Consider the following 17569-nt stretch of genomic DNA (forward strand, 5'->3'; position numbering starts at 1 on the left):
TGCGACTGTGACAGCGGCCGCTTGGGGCGGGGGAATTTTCGTGACTGAGTCCATTTTCAGCGACCTGTTCGTACTTGAACTGGCCAATAATCACTGGGGCAAGCTTGAGCGTGGCCTGAAGATCATCCGCGATTTCTCGCGCGTGGTGAAATTCAACAATGTCCACGCCGCGATCAAGCTGCAGTTCCGCGACGTCGACAATTTTGTCCATCCTGATTTCCGTGACCGGGCCGATATCCGCTATATCAAGAAGACGCTCGATACACAGATGCCATGGGAAAATCTGCGACTGATGGTGGAGACCGTGCGCGACTGTGGCATGGTCACGATGGTCACGCCGTTCGATGAAGTTTCCGTCGATAAATGCGTCGAGTTCGGCGTGGAAATCCTCAAGATTGCCAGCTCGGACGTTCGCGACAAGACCCTGTTGCAGAAGATGGCGTCGACCGGACTGCCCGTCATCGCCTCGACCGGCGGTGCCAGCCTCGAACATATCGACGAGCTCGTCGCCTTTTTCACCTCGCGCAACATTCCGTTCGCGCTCAATCATTGCGTGTCGCTTTATCCCTCCGAAGACGGCGACCTCGAACTCGATCAGATCGACTTCCTGAAGGCACGCTATCCCGGCATCGTGATCGGATATTCGACCCATGAATATCGCGACTGGTGGGATTCCACTCTGATCGCCTACGGCAAGGGTGCCCGCACCTTCGAGCGTCATATCGACATCGACTATGAAGGCGTGCCCGTCAGCCCCTATTGCACCAAGCCCGAACAGGCCAATATCTGGTTCCGCGCCATGAAGAAGGCGCAGGAAATGTGCGGCGGCGGTTCCGCTGAACGGCGGGCCGTACCGGAGGGCGAGCGCCGTTACCTCGATGCACTGGTGCGGGGCGTTTACGCGAAGCGCGATCTTTCCGCCGGGGAAATACTGACGGCTGATGACGTGTTTTTCGCCGTTCCTCTGCTCAAGGGGCAGCTCTCCACCCGAGAATTTGTCGGGGGCGAGCGCTTGACTGCTCCCATCGTGGCCAATGCCCCGCTTGACGTGCAGAGCTTGGATGCGCTGGCGCTTCGTGATCCGGCGCTGCTATCCCTGATTCTGGATCGCGGGCTCGACACCTCGACCGCGCGCACCGCGATCGCTTCCTGAGATGAACGATATGGGGCGATCAAGCGAATTCGAAGTGCGACAAGAGTCGAGCAACGCGGCCAGTGTCCGAATGCGGCTGGCGGATTATGTGGCTCGTCGCATCGCCGAGCATGGCGTGCGCCATGTCTTCATGCTGACCGGGGGCGGCGCCATGCATCTCAACGACGCGCTCGGTCGCGCCGAAGGGTTGCATTATGTCTGTTGCCATCATGAGCAGGCGGCGGCCATGGCCGCTGAAAGCTATGCTCGCCTTTCTGGGCGGATGGCGGCGATCAATGTGACCACTGGGCCCGGCGGCATCAATGCGCTGAACGGCGTCCATGGTGCCTATACCGATTCCATTCCTATGATCGTGCTGTCAGGGCAGGTGAAACGGGAAACGCTGCGGCATAACGCCACGGTCCTCGTGCGCCAGTTGGGCGATCAGGAGGCTGATATCACCGACATGGTGAAGTCCATCACCAAATTCGCGGTCACGGTTTCAAGCCCCCTCGACATCCGCTACCTGCTGGAAAAGGCGCTTTGGCTTGCCCAGAGCGGTCGCCCCGGGCCGGTATGGCTCGATATTCCCATTGATATTCAATCGGCGCTGATTGATCCGGCACAGCTGCGCGGTTTTGATCCCGGGGCAGAAGGCTATGGGCACAAATTTGCCGTTCCTGGTGAATATGGCTGGCTAACGGGCGTCGATCTGGATCGTGCCGCACAGCAGGTCGTTTCCGCCATTCGCGAGGCACGTCGACCGGTCTTGATGCCGGGCACCGGCATTCGCATCGCTGGCGTGTATGAACCCTTCCTTGAACTGGCCGACAAACTGGGTATCGCCGTCGCTCCAGCCTGGAATGCCCAGGATCTCGTTCCTGACGATCACCCGCTCTATGTCGGACGCCCCGGAACCGTCGGTGACCGATCCGGCAACTTCGCTGTCCAATGCAGCGATCTGCTGCTGGTTCTGGGCTGTCGTCTCAATATCCGCCAGATCAGCTACAACTATGCCGGCTTCGCCCCGGACGCGAAGAAGATCATGGTCGATGTCGATGCGCCCGAACTGTTCAAGCCGACAATATCGATCGACATGCCCATTCATGCCGATTTGCGGACCTTCGTCCCCGCCATGATCAAGGCGCTTGACGGATATGAGGCGCCTTCCGCCCATCGCACCTATGTCGACTGGGCCATGGCAAGACGGCAGCGCTATCCCGCCGTTCTCCCTGAATATTGGCAGAGGCAAGGGGTCGTAAATCCCTATTGCTTCACCGAACGCTTGTTCGAAGCGCTTGAGCCGGACGAAGTCATTGTAATGGCTGATGCCACCGCCGCGGTCGTCACAGTGCAGGCGGCTAAGCTCAAAAGGGGTCAGCGTCTTTATTCTAATTCAGGCGCCGCCTCGATGGGCTATGATTTGCCCGCGACAATCGGTGCCTGGCATGCGATGCCTCCCACCGCGAAGCGGGTCATCTGCCTCGCCGGCGACGGAAGCATCATGCAGAATTTGCAGGAGTTGCAGACGATCATCGGCCAAGGCATTCCGGCTAAGATTTTTCTCTACAACAATTCCGGCTATCACTCGATCCGGCAAACGCAGCAGGCATATTTCGACGGCCACTCCGTCGGCTGCGGCCCTGATTCAGGGGTTACCTTCCCTGATTTCGGCAAAGTGGCGCAGGCCTTCGGCTTTGCCTACACGCGAACGTCCGAGCATGAAGACATGGTGCGTGCCATCGCTGACACCCTTGCGGCGCCCGGTGCGGCAATCTGCGAAATCTTTATCGACAAAGGTCAGAATTTCGCTCCGAAGGTTTCGTCGCGACGCCTTGAGGACGGCAGCATGGTCACAGCGCCGCTTCACGATCTCGCACCCTTTCTTCCTCGGGACGAACTGGTCGAAGCCATGCGAGTGCCCGAATAATGAGCCCTGTACAGAACATCATATTTGACCTCGACGGCACGCTCATCGACAGCGCGCCCGTTTTCGTGCAAATTCTGAACGAAATGCTGCGCGAGCGTGGCAGCGCCCGCCATGTGGGACTTACCGAAATCCGGCAATTCGCAAGCCTGGGCGGACCGGCACTTGTCGGCGGGGTACTCGCCCAGGAATGTGGTGACCTCCGGCAAGAGGTCGTCGATTTTCGCGCGCGCTACGCGCTGTACAAGACTCCGTTCGAATCCTTGTATGAAGGGGTCGCTGAGGGCGTAAAACAGCTCACGGCTCATGGATATAGGCTAGCTATCTGCTCCAACAAGCCGCAGCAGCTTTGCGAAAAGGTCATAGGCGATCTGGAGCTGACCTCGCATTTTCCCGTCATCGTCGGCAGTTCCCCTGATCGAATGGCCAAGCCGGCGCCCGATTTGATGGAACTTGTCATGTCCGGGTTGGGCACAACGCCAGCGGAATGCCTCTATGTCGGCGACAGCGAGATCGATCATGCACTGGCCGGGGCGACAGGTGTGCGATTCGCCTTTGTCACCTACGGCTATGCAACCGATCAGTTCGCTGCTGACCAATGCGAGCAGTTCAGTCGGTTTTCCGATCTTGTCCAGTTCTTGAAGGAAGAACGGGAACCTTTGCATCCCGCGCGTGGGGTTGCCTAGAAAGGCGGAGCCAAGGTGACCTTCACCGCCCACATAGCAGCAGCTTTGCGGCACAACGAGCATCGCATTGTCCTGACCGGTGCCAGTGGATGGCTCGGCCGCGCTACATTGGACCTGTTACAAAATGCGCTTGGCGATGCGTTTGCGGAGCGGGTGTTTTGTTTCGGATCGCGGCAGGCTGAACTGCGCCTGTCCGAAACGCAACTGATCATGCAGCGGCCGTTGGCTGATCTCGCCAACCTCCCCTACCAGCCGACATATCTGCTTCATTTCGCCTTTCTTACGAAAGATCGCGCCGAAACGATGCAGGAGGCCGATTATTGCGCCGCCAATCGCGCCATCCGGCAGTCGGTTCTTGATGCTCTTGATCCCATCGGCGTGGACGCAGCGTTCATCGCTTCCTCCGGCGCCGCGCAATTTGCAGATGACATGCTCGCTAAGCCCGCGATGCGGCTGTACGGCATGCTGAAGCGGGAGGATGAAGATGCGTTCGCAGCCTGGGCTGAAAGTCAGGACAAAAGCTTGGTGATCGCGCGGATTTTCAATCTGTCTGGCCCGCACATCAACAAGCTGCCAAGCTACGCGCTGTCATCTTTCATCCTCGACGCTCTTTCGGGAGGACCGGTGATCGTCCAGGCCCGTCATGATGTACGGCGCGGCTATGTTGCGATACGCGAATTGATGTCGCTCGCATTCGCGTTGCTACTCGAGCTGCGGCATGAAGTGCTCCGGTTCGATAGCGGAGGGGACGACATTGAACTGGGCGAGCTTGCCTCTACAATTGCGTCCCGGATGGACTGCTCCGTCGAACGCCCCAGCCGAGGCGGCGGTCCCGCAGATGTCTATCTTGGCGATGACCGAAACTACCGGCGCCTCCTTGACCAGCACCGCATAGATCGCGTGTCGCTCGTCGAACAAATCAATGAAACGGCGGCCTTTTTGAAACGTGCGTCCACTCCGGGCGCTTCACAGGATTCCTATGCTTAGCCCCTCCGCAACGCCTGAAATCTCGGTTGTCATTCCCTGCCTCAATGAGGAGGAGAATGCTGCGGCGATCGCGAATGCCGTGACCAAGCAATTGGAATCCCTTACTGACAGCTTCGAAATCATTTTCATCGACAATGGTTCAACAGACGGAACAGCCGCTATTGTCCGGAACCTGTGTGCACGTGACGCACGCATTCGGCTAATCATCAACACGCGCAATTTCGGCCAGTTGCGTTCCCCAGCACATGCGCTGTTCCAAGCGAGGGGACGAGGAATTATCGGCATTGCCGCCGATTTTCAGGATCCTCCCGAACTCATCCCCGACCTCGTTCAACGTTGGCGCGCGGGGACAGATATTGTGCTGGGCGTCAGCGAGACGAAAAAAACCTCTCCTCTCTACTCGAGTTTGCGCAAATTATCCTATGATCTGCAACGCAAGTTCGGCGACTATCCGATCATCCCCAATGCCACGGGCTTTGGTATTTATGATGCCAAAGTAATCCGCACTATCGGAGAGCTGAACGAGCCAGAACCGTTTGTTCGCGGGTTACTCGTAGAAACCGGATATACCATCGACACGGTGGCGTTCAAACGGCCCGATCGCGCCGCTGGCCGTTCGAAAAATGGCTTCTTTGCTCTCCTCGACTTCGCGCTATCGGCCCTTGCCTATTCCTCAAAGGGTCTGCTTCGTGCGCCACTTTATTTCAGCTTTATCGCCTTTGCGGCAACCATTATCAGCATGCTGGGCGCGGCATGGTCGATCGCTTGGGCTCAAAACCCTAGAATGTGGATGTTTGCCGCACTGCTGGAATTTCAATTTGGGCTGTTATTCCTCTTCTTAGGCATACTCGGCGTGCAGGTTCGCCTGATCTCTGACCGGACTCGGGGAATGCCACTGGTGATTGAACGGGAACGCGTTAACTTCGCGCCTGAGGACTGACGCATGACGCCACTTTCTTCATCAGGGCTAAGGGTTTGGCGTTATTATAAAGTCGGTGTCATTAACACGCTGTTTGGTTACGGCGTTTATGCGCTACTGCTGTCGATAGGCCTAAACATGTATGCTGCCCAGATCATAGGGCACATTATTGGGGTCGTCTTCAATTATTTCACCTATAGTCGGCACGTTTTTCAAGATGCGGTCGCATCGAAGCTCCGTTTCATAATATCTTACATACTGAATTATGCTGTTGGTCTCGTTTTCCTTGCAATTTGTGCAATCATCTTGCCTTCACCTTACCTCGCAGGATTGTTGGCGCTGGTGATCACCTCGATCATCAATTTCCTTGTTTTGCGGAGATATGTATTCGCGTCCGGCCCACATGCAGTGCCGTTACCACGGCCAGCGGTAGTCAGTGAGAATATTGACCATGCCTCCTTTCGATAGCCCCCGCGACGCGGACCGCCTCATCGTTTACGGCCTGGGAACCGTAGGGCAGGCCATCGTCGATGATCTGCTAGCCGAGGGTATCAACATCGAACTCATCCTTGATCGCGGAAAAGGTGGGGAGAGCTACCGGAACATTCCGATCCTGGCGATCGAGGACGCTGGCGATGACCGCCTTACTGGCAAAACAGTCCTTGTCGGACTCCACAATCATTATGTCGACATCAACCTATTGCATGCCAACCTCCTTGCAGCAGGCGCGGCCCGGATACTGACCCCCATAAATTTACCGGAGTTGGCCCCGCAAGCCCGGACACGACCGGGCTACTGGCTTGATCCAGGCTTCAGCTATGCGGCGCACCAATGCGAATTTGCGCGCATACGTAACCTGCTTGCCGACGAGATCAGTCGAAGCCTTTTCGACGCCATCCTGGCTTATCGCCAGAGCGGGAATATCGCGGAATGCCCCGTGCCCAGCCTAGAGGATGAATATACCCCGATCGGCCTGCCCCGCTTTGCGGAACCATTGCGGATCATTGACTGCGGCGCCTTTACTGGCGTTGCCATCCACAAATTCCTCAAGGCGGGATATGAAATAGCGAGTTTCGTCGCATTCGAGCCGGATCCCGCCAATTTCGCAATATTGGCTTCGCGCAATTTTCCAGTTGATCGAAGGATTTGCCTACCGCTCGGGACCTGGTCAACGACGCGCCAATTGAGCTTCGCGAGCAATGGATCAATGGCCAGCCACTTAAGCGATGCTGGCGACACAACCATTCAATGCGTCGCTATAGATGATATCCTTCATGGAGAGCAAATAAATCTAATCAAAATGGATGTTGAAGGTGCGGAAGTAGAAACTCTCAAAGGAATGCGGAATATCATCGAACTGCATAATCCTCACCTACTCATTTCCGCTTATCACGCCCCGGAGCACCTATATGAGATTGCCGACCTGATCAATTCTTGGAACTTGCGATATAAGTTTCATCTCAGGGTGCACGAATACAATACTTTTGGAACGGTTATTTATGCGTTTCCTGACGATGGAATGAGCTAATCATCCGACCTGATACGCCGCATTTATTCACAGGCAACAGCAATTACGCCAGCCGACCGGCCACTTGCAGGATATGCACTTCAGATCCGGCGACTTCGGTTACAAGTTTATTCCTTTTCAAAATGTCAAATCCGCAATTTTCCAACAGAGCATCCATGGATGATTGCGAATAAAAATTCACATGTTCATGCCAGTGTCGTTTTTTATTTTCTTTATTTTCCATGTCAGCACGCATCACTTCTTCATAAGGAACCTCGATGTAAAGGACAGATTCTTTATCCATTGCTTCGCGAACTATGCGCAAGACATCCGATGGATAGGGAACATGCTCGAGAATTTGTGCACAAACTATCAAGCGATATTTTGATGATGTCGCCTGTTCGCGAGTGACGACCCTCGCATCTCCCTCGACCGCCTTGCCGCTTATATCGAATATGTCCAAACTAACGCGCCGCTTCTCGAAGGGCGTGTTCGCTCCGGTGTCACCGCCCCAGTCCAAGATGGTCAACGGATCTTTGACGAAGGCCGACAGAAATTCCTCTATATGACCTTTGTAGGTAATAGATTGGGACAATCTATTATTCCGCTCACGATAGCCAGGCTCGTAATATTCTCGCAAACTCACATAGGCTTCTTCACGGTAACCCGAATAGATGGAATTCATCTCTTCGTCTGAAAATCTAATGTCGCAGAAAAGGTGCCCGCACCTACGGCACCTTAGCGTCTTACATATTGAATAGGCATTTCCATTCTGGATCGTTTTCAATCCCCAGCTATCGTCGATGATAACAGGCCTCCATCCAAATGCCCGATCGGCAACGAAAGGCATCAAGATAGCAGGCGAAGCGGCCAAGTCTTCTGATCCGCAGCACACACAGAAAGAAGCCAGCCGCTGAGGTGCAAATGTCGCACGCGCTAACTCATTCTTGAATTCCATTTTCAGCCCCCGAACTCGATCTTTATCGCTATACAGCAACGAACTTAGCGAAATATTGCGAAGTTGACAGGCTATCAGCCAGCGCGCGGTTCGCCTACCGGGGAAACTTAGCGGCAATTTTGCGTTTCAACCGGACATAAGCCCATTCCTGCGCTTGGCGAACACTCGATCGCCTTCAAGAAAGGCCTCCAACATCGCCGGTATCAACTCCGTGACGGGTTCCTCCTTGCCGTAAGTCTCGCTGTACAACACCGCATATTCGACAATTGCCTGATGCAGGTCAGGCAGAATAGAAATTGTGAACTTGACCGGCGTTCGATCAGGAATGCGCGGCAATTTGAGATCAGCCATGTGCTCCTCCTATTCTTTCCATGGCGGCAGGACGAGATCATGATGGACCAGCAATCGTACCGGCGTTCCCGGACGAATGATGATCGTCGGCTGCACCTGCAGATTACGCGAAGTGATCTGATCGCCCGCCCTGGAAACATTCTGCTGGGCCGCCTCGCGGACAGCCCGCACCAGATCGCTCTCACCGGAAATGGAGAGATTGGCGCCAACACCCAGCAAGGTCGATATCGCCACACCCTGCAGCAATCGCAGGCTATGATAATCGACCTTGTCCGCCAGCCCCGCATAGCCGGATGTGTCGGTCGCTGGCGCATTGTCCAGCCGGATTGCACTACCATCGGGCATGATGATGCGCTGCCAGATGACCAGGGCGCGTTTCTGCCCATAGCTGATGGCGCTCTCGTAGCGGCCGATCAGCCGCGCGCCCTGCGGAATGAGCAAGGTTCGGCCCCTGGGGCTGTCGTAAACACGTTCCGAGACCTGAGCGGTCACAAGGCCCGGGAGGTCGGATCGCAAGCCTGTGATCAGGCTTGCGGCAATCACACTACCGGCTGACACTATGTTCGGCGACATGGGCGGCTCCAGACTGTGCGAATTGATGTCGCCCTCCGCCTGAGACGACATCATGAAACGCTGCTTCCTCGCCTGCCCATTTGGATGGAGAGCCTGATCGGGCGCCGACGCCTCTGGCACGTTTGCTGCCGGCGTAACCTGCGACGTTGCCGCGAGTTCCGCGCTGGCTGCCTCTCCAGCCTTTTGCGCGGTGATCGCCAGCAAGGAAGATTGCCGGGCAGCTTCTAGATCGGCAGCGGCTTTTTCGCGCGCGGCAGCCGCAGCTCTTGCACCAGCGTCATCGGGCGGTACACCAGCCAAATCATCCCCTTCCCGCTGCCGCTTCAGGATCGGGCGTCCCAGATCGCCGGGCAATGGCTGTCCGAGCTGCGGCACCGTATCATAGCTTTTGGGCAATCCTGCCAGCTGATCCGGTGGTAGACGCGAAGCCTCGGTCTCAGTCATCGACATGCCGATGGCCATGGGTCGGCGTGGCGCCAGCGCCCACCACATCGTGGCCGCTATTCCAATGGAAAAAATGGCGACACCGCCCACCAGAATGTTGCGCCTGAATCTCAGCGCTTTTACCGGTTGAGCCCGCATTTGCAGCGCTGCCGGATTTTCCTTTGGCCGGACTTCTTCCGTCGGTGTGTGAGCAGCGCTCTCTCCCAGCCGTTCGTCGCTCGACGGGATCTCTGTCGGCGCCTCCGATCCGCTCATGACGCCCTCCGTCGGCGAGTCGAGCCAGTCCGTACGACCCTCACAACCTGCTGTTTTCTAGTGCCAAAACGCAGTTCAGCCTGGTCGAAGATCCGGTCGACGATGTAGAAGCGGTCCCTGAGCCGATAATTCACGAGCTGCGCCTCCCCCTTGCCATCGACGAGAAAGAGTGGAGGCGCATCGCCAACAACGATCGACGCTGGAAACTCGATATAGGTCTGCCGGCCGTCATCAAAAGCGCGGAGCGGACGCCACGTCGGGGTATCGCCCGAAATTGCATAATTGAAATGCAGCTGCTCGACCTGAATGCCTGCCGCGATGGGTTCGGCGGCACGGGCCGCGTCATTCGCGCGGCGCAGCGTCAGCAGGGCATCTTCGGGATAGCTCCACGAAATGCCCGTCAGCGCGGTCCGCGCGGTGCTGAACAGCGCCAGGTGATAGGCACGGCGATCGGTCGTGATGAGCAAGTTGGTCGACAGGCCCGTCAGGCTGGGTTTGACCAATATATGAGTCCGCTTGGTCGCTCCGTTGCCGCTGGACGTATCGCCTATGACCCAGCGAACGGTATCACCGCTTGCAACGGAGACGAGCATTTCCCCCTGCTCCAGCGCGATGTCCGTTATACGTTCGGGCGCGGTGATCAGCTTGTAGATCGTCCCCGCCGAATAAGGGTAAATCTGTACCGCATTCAGGAATGCATCTGTTTTGGGGCCCAAGGTGGCATGGCGATTGGCGAGTTCGACATTTGCCAGGCCGCGATTCTGCGCCTGCGCCGACCTGTTTCCCCGATCGGCGATGGCGGGCGATGCGATCATGGCCAGCATGGCGAACGAAATGGTTGATTTATGGATCATGGCTGCGCCTCCATCCTGTCCGATGGCTTGGAAATGGCTGTTACCGCCGCTGTCCGGGACGGGGCCGATCGTAGCTGGGTGGCGTCGCCCTCGATCTCCCGGCTCCAGTCAATCGCATCGACATAGATGCCGAGCGGATTACGGCGGAGATCATCGGCGGTTCGCGGAACCTTGGTGACGATGGTCAATATCGCCGTCCAGCGCGACGAGCCCGCCTGGCTTCCCCGCTCATATTCGCTCTCGGTCCATTTCACCTGAAAGGATCTGTTCGACGCGCGCAGGACGCTCGTCACCTGCACCGAAGCCGTCTGTTCGCCGATCCGGGAGAAGGGTTGCCGCGCCCGCGCATATTCCCCCAGGAAAATGGCGCCCCGTTCGCTGGCAAAATCATAAGCCTGCAACCAGTTCCGGCGCATCAGCACAGGATCGAGCGACACGCCGCGTACATTCTCTATGAAGCGCGCCAGCTGATAGGCGATTTGCGGATCGGTCGGCTGATAATCCGCCTCGGCCTGCGACACCGCCCTCGCCTCACCCAGTCGATCCACCTCTACGACATAGGGCACAACGCGGCTTTGCAGCGATTGCCAGATCAGGCCTGATGCCATCGCGCTCGACAAGGCCAACGTACCGAAAGCCATCAATCGCCAGTTCCGCGCCTGCACGCGCGCGCTTCCGATCCGCTCGTCCCAGAGCTGGCCCGCTCGCTGATACGGCGTTTCCGGCGCGGGAGTCTGGCCATAACGCTGGACTGCTCGTCGAAAGATCATCTCAGTCGTCCTTTTCATGAATATCGGGGGTGACCGACGCGCCGCCGCGATCACCTTCCTTCAATGTCTGCGCGGCAAGGTGACGGTGATGGCGCCCGTCCTGCCGACGTTGCATCGCCTGCGCCCAGTCCGGTACATCGCCCTGCTTTGCTCCGGCTGATTTTGCACTGCCCGTGCCCAGCGCCGACCAGGCCGCCTCTCGTCCACGCTCGGCGGCGTCGGCGATACCCAGGCTGCTCGCAGCCTTGTTGCGGACAGCATGTCCGGCTGCCGTGGCGACACCACTCAGGCCGGCAGCCGTGCCCCACGAGCCGGAAGTCTCCTGGCCTAGCTTGTAGGCTGCCTGCGCCGCCGTCCCCATCATGGTGCCGGCCCGGATCGCGGATAGTGCGCCACCGGCAAGCGCTCGGCCGCCACCGATCGCGGCGGCACCGCCCAGAACCGCGACCCCGGCGGCACCAGCCACGCTTCCAACGGCGGCGCCCGCTCCCAATTGCGGCGCTCCGGCGGCAAGGCCCGACGCCATGGCAGGCGCAAAGATGCCAAGGCCGAACAGGGCCAGCGCCGCCAGCACCAGGCTCATGGCGGCGCCGATGTCGGGTTCCTGCCCCTTGAGGGCATCTACCATCTGCGAAAAGAAGCTGGAGCCGATCCCGACAATCACGCCCAGCACCATGACCTTGATGCCGGAACTCACGACATGACCCAGCACGCGTTCAGCGAGGAAGCTCGTGCGGTTCCAGAGCGCGAAGGGAACGAGAATGAAACCCGCCAGCGACACGAGCTTGAACTCGATCACGGTGACGAACATCTGCACGGCAAGGATGAAGAAGGCCAGAATGACGATCACCCAGGCGAACAGCAAAATGGCGATCGTCAGAAAATTGTCGAAAAAGCTGGTGAACCCCATCAGATCGGACGCCTGATCGAGCAGCGGCCACGCCGCCTCGAAACCGGCTCCGGCCAACCTTCCGGGCTTCAGCAGATCCTCCGCCGAGATGCTGCCCCCACCCGCCGTCAGCCCGGCCGCGGCAAAGGAACGGAAGATGATTTCGGAAAGAGAGGAGAAGCTGTTGATGATGAAGGCAAAGGCGCCAACGAAGAGGATTTTCTTCAGGAACCGCCCGATCACATCATGCTCGCCGCCCATCGCCCAGAAAAGCCCTGCGAGGGTCATGTCGATGCCAATCAGCGTGGCCGTCAAGAACCGCACATCGCCGCCCAGCAGGCCGAAGCCGCTGTCGATATAAGCGATGAAGGCCGCGAGAAATTGGTCGATGACATTGAGATCATTCATGAGACACGGTCCTCATGGACTTTGGTGTCGCGGAGCCCCGCTGCGAGAGGGGCTATTGATGAGCGAGGCTCCGCGACGAGGCAGCGTCCGGCCGTGGGGGAGCGGCGGGACCGGCGCTGCCTCATCTCAATTCCGTTTATAGGCGGTGCCGGACCCAAGAAATTGCCTGGTCGCCGCCCGCGCATCGGCTTCCGCCTGGATCCGGCGCGCCTCTTCGACCGCCTGCGCGCGGAAATGCGCGGCCATCATATTTTGGATCTGAAGCTGCTGCTTGGTGGCCAATGCCAGCAACTGGTTGGTCGCCTGGGCCGCCTGCAATGCGCCCTCGGCGCCCTGGCTTTTCCCTACAAGCGTTTCGATGGCGTCAGCGTCCTGGGCGACGTTGCCCACCACCTGCGACTGGAGGCGCATGGACTGTTGATACGCATCCTTGGCAGCGTCGAAACGTTCCCGCGCGGATGCCAGGCGTTCGTCGCTGCGCATCGCAGCGTCGTAATTGTCGGGAAACAACCGCTTGAACTGGCTGTCGAGCGTGTCGATCCGAAAGTCGATGCCCTGGGCAGCCGCCATCAACTGGTCGACGGCGCGCAATTTATTCGTCAGCTCGGTGAGTTCGGGAAAGCTGATGCGGCTCAGATTCTTCGCCATGTTGGTCAGCATCGACGCTTCATTCTGGAGCGACTGGATCTGCTGGTTGATCTGCTGGAGCGTTCGGGCAGCGGTCAGCAGGTTCTGCGCATAATTGGCGCTGTCGAATACGGGGATGGCATAAGCGGGCCGGCTCTGGAGGAGCAGACCACCGCCCATCGCACCGGCCCCGCCCAATGCGAGGACAGAAGCCACCAGATATTTGCGGAGCGGAATGCGCGCTTTCATCTCATTTCTCCTTGGACTGGAGGGAAGCAGGGGATGGGAAAAGCTCAAGATCGTCCGCTGCTGCCGGGAGGCCGCAGCCGCGCAGGAAGTGGCCCGCAAATCCGTCGAGACCATGTCCGGTGATGATCGCATCGATCCGGCTCTGGCTGTCGGGGTCAGACGCACCGCATAGAGCGAGGGCGACCGGTCCCAGATCCAGTTCGAACAGACGGTTGCCGCGTTGGGACTGGAGATAATAATGGCGCTTGGGCGTCGCGCGGCTGATGAGCTCGATCTGGCGCGCATTGAGGCCGAAACGCTCATAGGCTGCCCGCGATTGCGGTTCGACCGCCCGATCATTGGGAAGCAGGATGCGCTGGGGACAGCTTTCGATGATGGCAGGCGCGATGTTGCTCTCGCTGATATCGGCAAGGCTCTGTGTCGCGAACAGCACCGCCGCATTCTTCTTCCGGAGCGTCTTCAGCCATTCCCGGATGCGCGCGGCGAAGAGCGGATCGTCAAACAGGCTCCAGGCCTCGTCCAGGATCATCAGCGTCGGCCGGCCGTCAAAGCGCTGCTCGATCCGATGGAAAAGATAGGTGAGGACCGGAGCGGCCAGCCCCTTGCGCCCCATCAACGCCTCGGTTTCGAAACATTGGACATCGCGCTGCGCGAGGCGCTCCTCCGCGGCGTCCAGATATCCGCCATGGCTGCCATCCAGCATATAGGGCGCGAGCGCCAGCCGAAGGACATTGGACTGGAGAAGAAGCGACAGGCCGGTCAGCGTCCGCTGTTCGACCGGGGCCGTTGCCAGGCTGGAGAGCGCCGACCAGAGCGCGTCCTTGATCTCGGGGGTCAGCAGCACGCCTTCCTGCGCGAAAATGCCGCCCAGCCACTCGGCCGCCCAACTGCGCTCGCTTTCCCTGTCGATGTCGCGCAATGGCTGGAAGGAAAGCAGATCGCCTTCCCCATTGCCGGCGCCCAGCGCATGGTGGCTGCCCCCCATGGCGAGCACTGCGGCGCGCGCCGAGCGGCCCATGTCGAACATGATGACACGGGCACCGGCATAACGGCGAAACTGCAAAGCGATGAAGGAAAGGAGAACCGACTTTCCTGCGCCGGTTGGTCCCAAGACCATCATATGGCCCACGTCGCCGACATGGGTCGACAGGCGAAACGGCGTCGATCCGCTGGTTTTTGCCTGGAAGAGCGGCGGCCCGGCGAGGTGGCGATTGCCATGCGGTCCGGCCCAGACCGCGGAAAGCGGCATCAGATGGGCGAGGTTTAGGCTATGCACCAGCGGCTGTCTCACATTTGCGTAGACCTGCCCCGGCAGGCCCGACAGCCATGCCTCGACCGCATTGACGGTTTCGCGGATGCAGGTGAAGCCAAGGCCGTTCACGACCCGTTCGACGGCGCGAACCTTGGCGTCGACGGCCGCGGCACCGCGATCCATCACCGTGATCGTGGTGGTCAGATATCCGAAGGCGACATGATCGCCGCCGAGCGCCTGCAGGGCGAGGTCTGCGTCGATCACCTTGTTGTCTGCGTCGCTGTCGAGCAGCTGGGCCGGCTGATTGTACATCACCTCGCGCAGCAGCGCCGCGACCGATTTGCGCTTGTTGAACCATTGCCGCCGGAGCTTTGTCAGCGCGCGGGCGGCATCGCTCTTGTCGAGCGCGATGTAGCGCGTGACCCAGCGATAGCCGAAATTCTGGTGATTGAGGGCGTCGAGCAGGCCGGGTCTGCTCATATTGGGGAAAGCGAGCAGCGTCAGCGTACGGATGTGCTGCCCGCCAAGGCGCGGTTCGAGACCGCCCACAAGCGGCGTGTCCGCCAGCAGGCCGTCGAGATAGAAGGGCGTCTCGGGAACATGCACGCCATGATCCCGATCCGACACGGCCGCATGGAGAAAGGTCAGGGTTGCGGCATCATCCAGCGGCTGGATTTCAGGCATGAAAGTGCTGAACAGATCGATGATCCGCCCTGTCTCGGCCATGAAGCCGCCGAGCGCCTGACGCCAATCACGCTGCCTGTCCTTCCCTTCGCGCTCGACAAGATGCCGTCCAGCCGCATCGCTGCTGTCAGCAGGCGGCAGCCACAGAAGGGTTGCGTGATATACGCTCTCGAAATGCTGCTCGTGAGACGCGAATTGCGCACGCCGTTCCTGATCCACGAGCCAGGAAGCGGGATCGACGAAAACGCCATCGGGATAACCCTGCGCTTCCCGTCGGTGGGCCTCGAAGAAAATCGCCCAGCCCGAACCGAGCCTTTTCAAAACATTATTCGCGCGCGCGCAGGTGGCAACCAGTTCCGCTTCCGTCGCGCTCTCAAGGTCTGGCCCACGGAAGCGGAATGTGCGCTGGAAACTGCCATCCTTGTTGAGGACCACGCCGGGCGCGACGAGCGCGGCCCAAGGCAGATGGTCGGCAATGCGGTCGGCGCGGGAGCGATATTCAGACAGGTTCAGCATGCCCAATATCCCTTCTGGCGTAGATGGCGAAGTAGGACCGGGGCGAAATCAGGATCGCGGCGGGTCGCTATGACCGCGATGCTGTGCCCGATCGCCCATGCCGCGATCCCGACCAGCCATATCTGAAGGCCAAGGCCGATCGCAGCGGCCAGCGTCCCGTTGACGATCGACAGGCCACGAGGCGCCCCGCCCAGCAAAATGGGCGAGGCGAGGCTCGCATGGATGGGGACCTCGAAGCCTTCGATCGCGCTCATGCCACGAGCGCCCCGCCGCCGAAGCTGAAGAAGGAAAGGAAGAAGGAGGATGCGCCAAAAGCGATGGAAAGGCCGAAGACGATCTGGATCAGGCGGCGAAAACCGCCCGAGGTCTCACCAAAGGCAAGCGTGAGCCCGGTCGTGATGATGATGATCACGGCAACGATCTTCGCCACTGGTCCCTGCACCGATTCCAGCACCTGTTCGAGCGGCTGCTCCCAGGGCATGCCGGAGCCGGCGGCATGCGCGGCGGCCGAAGCCATGGCGAGGCCAGCGGCGAGCAGGATGGCGACGGACCCGGCGCCGTGAAGGACGGCTGGTTGGGGGAATGATATTCTGGTCATAAAGCTAATCCTGTGGGGGTTGGAGGGACGAGGAGTTCGGTGAGCCGATAGCCGCCCTGCGTGTCGAGACCATCGACGCGCGCGAGGCTGGTGACGCGCCGCGACGCGCCGCGCCCGGACATAAAGACGATGAGGTCGATGGCATCCGCGATAAGGGCGCGCGGAACCGTCGCCACGGCCTCCTGCACCAGGCTCTCGATGCGGCCGAGCGCAGCGGCGGAACCATTGGCGTGGACGGTCGCAATCCCGCCGGGGTGACCTGTATTCCAGGCCTTGAGCATGTCGAGGGCTTCGGGTCCCCTCACCTCGCCGACAATGATCCGGTCGGGCCGCAACCGGAGCGTGGAACGCACCAGGTCGGTCATGGTGACGATGCCCGCCCGCGTGCGCAGCGCCACGGTATCGACCGAGGGGCTTCGCAATTCGCGCGTGTCTTCGATCAGGATCAGCCGTTCCTCGCTGGCCCCGATCTCGCCCAGCAGGGCATTGGCGAGGGTCGTCTTGCCAGAGCTGGTGGCGCCGGCGACTAGGATGTTCCACCGCTCATGCACCGCGCGACGCAGAAGCGCCGCGGCGGTATCGCTGATGATGCCATCGCTGACATAATCGTCCATGCTGTAGGGCCGGGACGCCGGCTTGCGGATCGCGAAGCAGGGGCCGGCCGCAATCGGCGGCAGGATGGCTTCAAATCGCTCGCCGGTCCTTCCTTCTGTCTGCGGCGGCAATTCCGCTGATAATATGGGTGCGCCGGCATGAACCTCCGTGCGCACATGCGAGGCGACCAGGCGGATGATCCGTTCGACTTCGCCGGGCCCAAGGACAATATCGGTATCGACACGTCCTTCACCCAGCAGGTCGAGCCGCAGGGCGCCATCGGGATTGACCATGATCTCGATGACGCGGGGATCGTCAAGCGCCGCAGCGATCGCCGGTCCCATCGCGCTGTGCAGCATGGCTTTGCGCCGTCCGGCTGCCGTTTCATC

The 17569-nt window shown here is 59.5% G+C and carries 18 protein-coding genes; 7 read left to right on the top strand and 11 right to left on the bottom strand.

Annotated features, from left to right (window positions below; all coding sequences use genetic code 11):
• Window positions 1-7 precede the first annotated feature (7 nt).
• The 7 genes from TZ53_RS01995 to TZ53_RS25495 all read left to right on the top strand — a co-directional run bounded on the left by TZ53_RS01995 (window position 8) and on the right by TZ53_RS25495 (window position 7179).
• A complete protein-coding gene (locus tag TZ53_RS01995) occupies window positions 8-1153 on the top strand; it encodes an N-acetylneuraminate synthase family protein (RefSeq protein WP_197565231.1) in 1146 nt (381 codons plus the stop codon).
• Between the two features lie 70 nt (window positions 1154-1223).
• Window positions 1224-3062 carry a thiamine pyrophosphate-binding protein gene (locus TZ53_RS02000; RefSeq protein ID WP_044660257.1) on the top strand — a complete coding sequence of 613 codons (1839 nt, stop codon included), beginning with the start codon at window positions 1224-1226 and terminating at the stop codon, window positions 3060-3062.
• Window positions 3062-3745: an HAD family hydrolase gene (locus TZ53_RS02005; RefSeq protein WP_044660258.1), complete on the top strand. Its 684-nt coding sequence runs from the start codon at window positions 3062-3064 to the stop codon at window positions 3743-3745. The genes TZ53_RS02000 and TZ53_RS02005 overlap by 1 nt, the downstream gene beginning before the upstream one ends.
• A 15-nt stretch (window positions 3746-3760) precedes the next feature.
• A complete protein-coding gene (locus tag TZ53_RS02010; protein WP_084694300.1) occupies window positions 3761-4732 on the top strand; it encodes an NAD-dependent epimerase/dehydratase family protein in 972 nt (323 codons plus the stop codon).
• Window positions 4725-5672, top strand: coding sequence for a glycosyltransferase family 2 protein (locus tag TZ53_RS02015; protein WP_044660260.1), 948 nt, complete (start codon window positions 4725-4727; stop codon window positions 5670-5672). The genes TZ53_RS02010 and TZ53_RS02015 overlap by 8 nt, the downstream gene beginning before the upstream one ends.
• A 3-nt stretch (window positions 5673-5675) precedes the next feature.
• Window positions 5676-6119 (top strand): GtrA family protein, encoded by a 444-nt coding sequence (locus TZ53_RS25860; protein ID WP_084694301.1) that lies wholly within the window; start codon window positions 5676-5678, stop codon window positions 6117-6119.
• Window positions 6103-7179, top strand: a complete 1077-nt coding sequence (locus TZ53_RS25495; RefSeq protein ID WP_052628070.1) for an FkbM family methyltransferase — start codon at window positions 6103-6105, stop codon at window positions 7177-7179. Before TZ53_RS25860 ends, TZ53_RS25495 begins: the two co-directional genes overlap by 17 nt.
• A gap of 43 nt (window positions 7180-7222) precedes the next feature.
• On the opposite strand, the gene TZ53_RS25865 is transcribed toward TZ53_RS25495, so the two are convergent.
• From TZ53_RS25865 to trbB, 11 genes are all read right to left on the bottom strand, one after another.
• Complete coding sequence (locus TZ53_RS25865; protein WP_084694302.1) at window positions 7223-8116, bottom strand: class I SAM-dependent methyltransferase; 894 nt, start codon at window positions 8114-8116, stop codon at window positions 7223-7225.
• A 126-nt stretch (window positions 8117-8242) separates the two neighbouring features.
• Entirely contained in the window at window positions 8243-8467 is a 225-nt protein-coding gene (locus tag TZ53_RS02030) for a DUF2274 domain-containing protein (protein ID WP_044660262.1), read from the bottom strand.
• Window positions 8468-8476: 9 nt separating this feature from the next.
• Window positions 8477-9739 (bottom strand): TrbI/VirB10 family protein, encoded by a 1263-nt coding sequence (locus tag TZ53_RS02035; protein WP_044660263.1) that lies wholly within the window; start codon window positions 9737-9739, stop codon window positions 8477-8479.
• Complete coding sequence (trbG, locus tag TZ53_RS02040; RefSeq protein WP_044660264.1) at window positions 9736-10593, bottom strand: P-type conjugative transfer protein TrbG; 858 nt, start codon at window positions 10591-10593, stop codon at window positions 9736-9738. The genes TZ53_RS02035 and trbG overlap by 4 nt, the downstream gene beginning before the upstream one ends.
• Entirely contained in the window at window positions 10590-11363 is a 774-nt protein-coding gene (trbF, locus tag TZ53_RS02045; protein WP_044660265.1) for a conjugal transfer protein TrbF, read from the bottom strand. The genes trbG and trbF overlap by 4 nt, the downstream gene beginning before the upstream one ends.
• Window position 11364: 1 nt before the next feature.
• On the bottom strand, window positions 11365-12660 hold the full coding sequence (gene trbL / locus TZ53_RS02050; RefSeq protein ID WP_044660266.1) for a P-type conjugative transfer protein TrbL: 1296 nt from the start codon (window positions 12658-12660) through the stop codon (window positions 11365-11367).
• A 126-nt stretch (window positions 12661-12786) separates the two neighbouring features.
• Window positions 12787-13536, bottom strand: a complete 750-nt coding sequence (gene trbJ, locus TZ53_RS02055) for a P-type conjugative transfer protein TrbJ (protein WP_044660267.1) — start codon at window positions 13534-13536, stop codon at window positions 12787-12789.
• Between the two features lies 1 nt (window position 13537).
• The gene (gene trbE, locus TZ53_RS02060; RefSeq protein WP_044660268.1) at window positions 13538-15988 is read right to left on the bottom strand and encodes a conjugal transfer protein TrbE; all 2451 of its coding nucleotides are present in this window, start codon (window positions 15986-15988) and stop codon (window positions 13538-13540) included.
• A complete protein-coding gene (locus TZ53_RS02065) occupies window positions 15982-16242 on the bottom strand; it encodes a VirB3 family type IV secretion system protein (RefSeq protein ID WP_044660269.1) in 261 nt (86 codons plus the stop codon). Before TZ53_RS02065 ends, trbE begins: the two co-directional genes overlap by 7 nt.
• On the bottom strand, window positions 16239-16505 hold the full coding sequence (locus TZ53_RS02070) for a TrbC/VirB2 family protein (RefSeq protein ID WP_044662795.1): 267 nt from the start codon (window positions 16503-16505) through the stop codon (window positions 16239-16241). The genes TZ53_RS02065 and TZ53_RS02070 overlap by 4 nt, the downstream gene beginning before the upstream one ends.
• 77 nt (window positions 16506-16582) lie before the next feature.
• Window positions 16583-17539 carry a P-type conjugative transfer ATPase TrbB gene (gene trbB, locus TZ53_RS02075; RefSeq protein WP_044662796.1) on the bottom strand — a complete coding sequence of 319 codons (957 nt, stop codon included), beginning with the start codon at window positions 17537-17539 and terminating at the stop codon, window positions 16583-16585.
• Window positions 17540-17569: the final 30 nt, after the last annotated feature.

The organism is Sphingobium sp. YBL2 (assembly GCF_000943805.1).
GTDB classification, from domain to species: Bacteria; Pseudomonadota; Alphaproteobacteria; order Sphingomonadales; family Sphingomonadaceae; genus Sphingobium; species Sphingobium fuliginis.

Bases quoted from the DNA above. Each gene is read 5' to 3' on its own strand.
- TZ53_RS02000 (WP_044660257.1), top strand. From the start codon at position 1,224: ATGCGGCTGGCGGATTATGTGGCTCGTCGCATCGCCGAGCATGGCGTG.
- TZ53_RS02005 (WP_044660258.1), top strand. From the start codon at position 3,062: ATGAGCCCTGTACAGAACATCATATTTGACCTCGACGGCACGCTCATC.
- TZ53_RS02015 (WP_044660260.1), top strand. From the start codon at position 4,725: ATGCTTAGCCCCTCCGCAACGCCTGAAATCTCGGTTGTCATTCCCTGC.
- TZ53_RS25860 (WP_084694301.1), top strand. From the start codon at position 5,676: ATGACGCCACTTTCTTCATCAGGGCTAAGGGTTTGGCGTTATTATAAA.
- TZ53_RS25495 (WP_052628070.1), top strand. From the start codon at position 6,103: ATGCCTCCTTTCGATAGCCCCCGCGACGCGGACCGCCTCATCGTTTAC.
- TZ53_RS25865 (WP_084694302.1), bottom strand. From the start codon at position 8,116: ATGGAATTCAAGAATGAGTTAGCGCGTGCGACATTTGCACCTCAGCGG.
- TZ53_RS02030 (WP_044660262.1), bottom strand. From the start codon at position 8,467: ATGGCTGATCTCAAATTGCCGCGCATTCCTGATCGAACGCCGGTCAAG.
- TZ53_RS02035 (WP_044660263.1), bottom strand. From the start codon at position 9,739: ATGAGCGGATCGGAGGCGCCGACAGAGATCCCGTCGAGCGACGAACGG.
- trbG (WP_044660264.1), bottom strand. From the start codon at position 10,593: ATGATCCATAAATCAACCATTTCGTTCGCCATGCTGGCCATGATCGCA.
- trbF (WP_044660265.1), bottom strand. From the start codon at position 11,363: ATGATCTTTCGACGAGCAGTCCAGCGTTATGGCCAGACTCCCGCGCCG.
- trbL (WP_044660266.1), bottom strand. From the start codon at position 12,660: ATGAATGATCTCAATGTCATCGACCAATTTCTCGCGGCCTTCATCGCT.
- trbJ (WP_044660267.1), bottom strand. From the start codon at position 13,536: ATGAAAGCGCGCATTCCGCTCCGCAAATATCTGGTGGCTTCTGTCCTC.
- trbE (WP_044660268.1), bottom strand. From the start codon at position 15,988: ATGCTGAACCTGTCTGAATATCGCTCCCGCGCCGACCGCATTGCCGAC.
- TZ53_RS02065 (WP_044660269.1), bottom strand. From the start codon at position 16,242: ATGAGCGCGATCGAAGGCTTCGAGGTCCCCATCCATGCGAGCCTCGCC.
- TZ53_RS02070 (WP_044662795.1), bottom strand. From the start codon at position 16,505: ATGGCTTCGGCCGCCGCGCATGCCGCCGGCTCCGGCATGCCCTGGGAG.
- trbB (WP_044662796.1), bottom strand. From the start codon at position 17,539: ATGCTGCACAGCGCGATGGGACCGGCGATCGCTGCGGCGCTTGACGAT.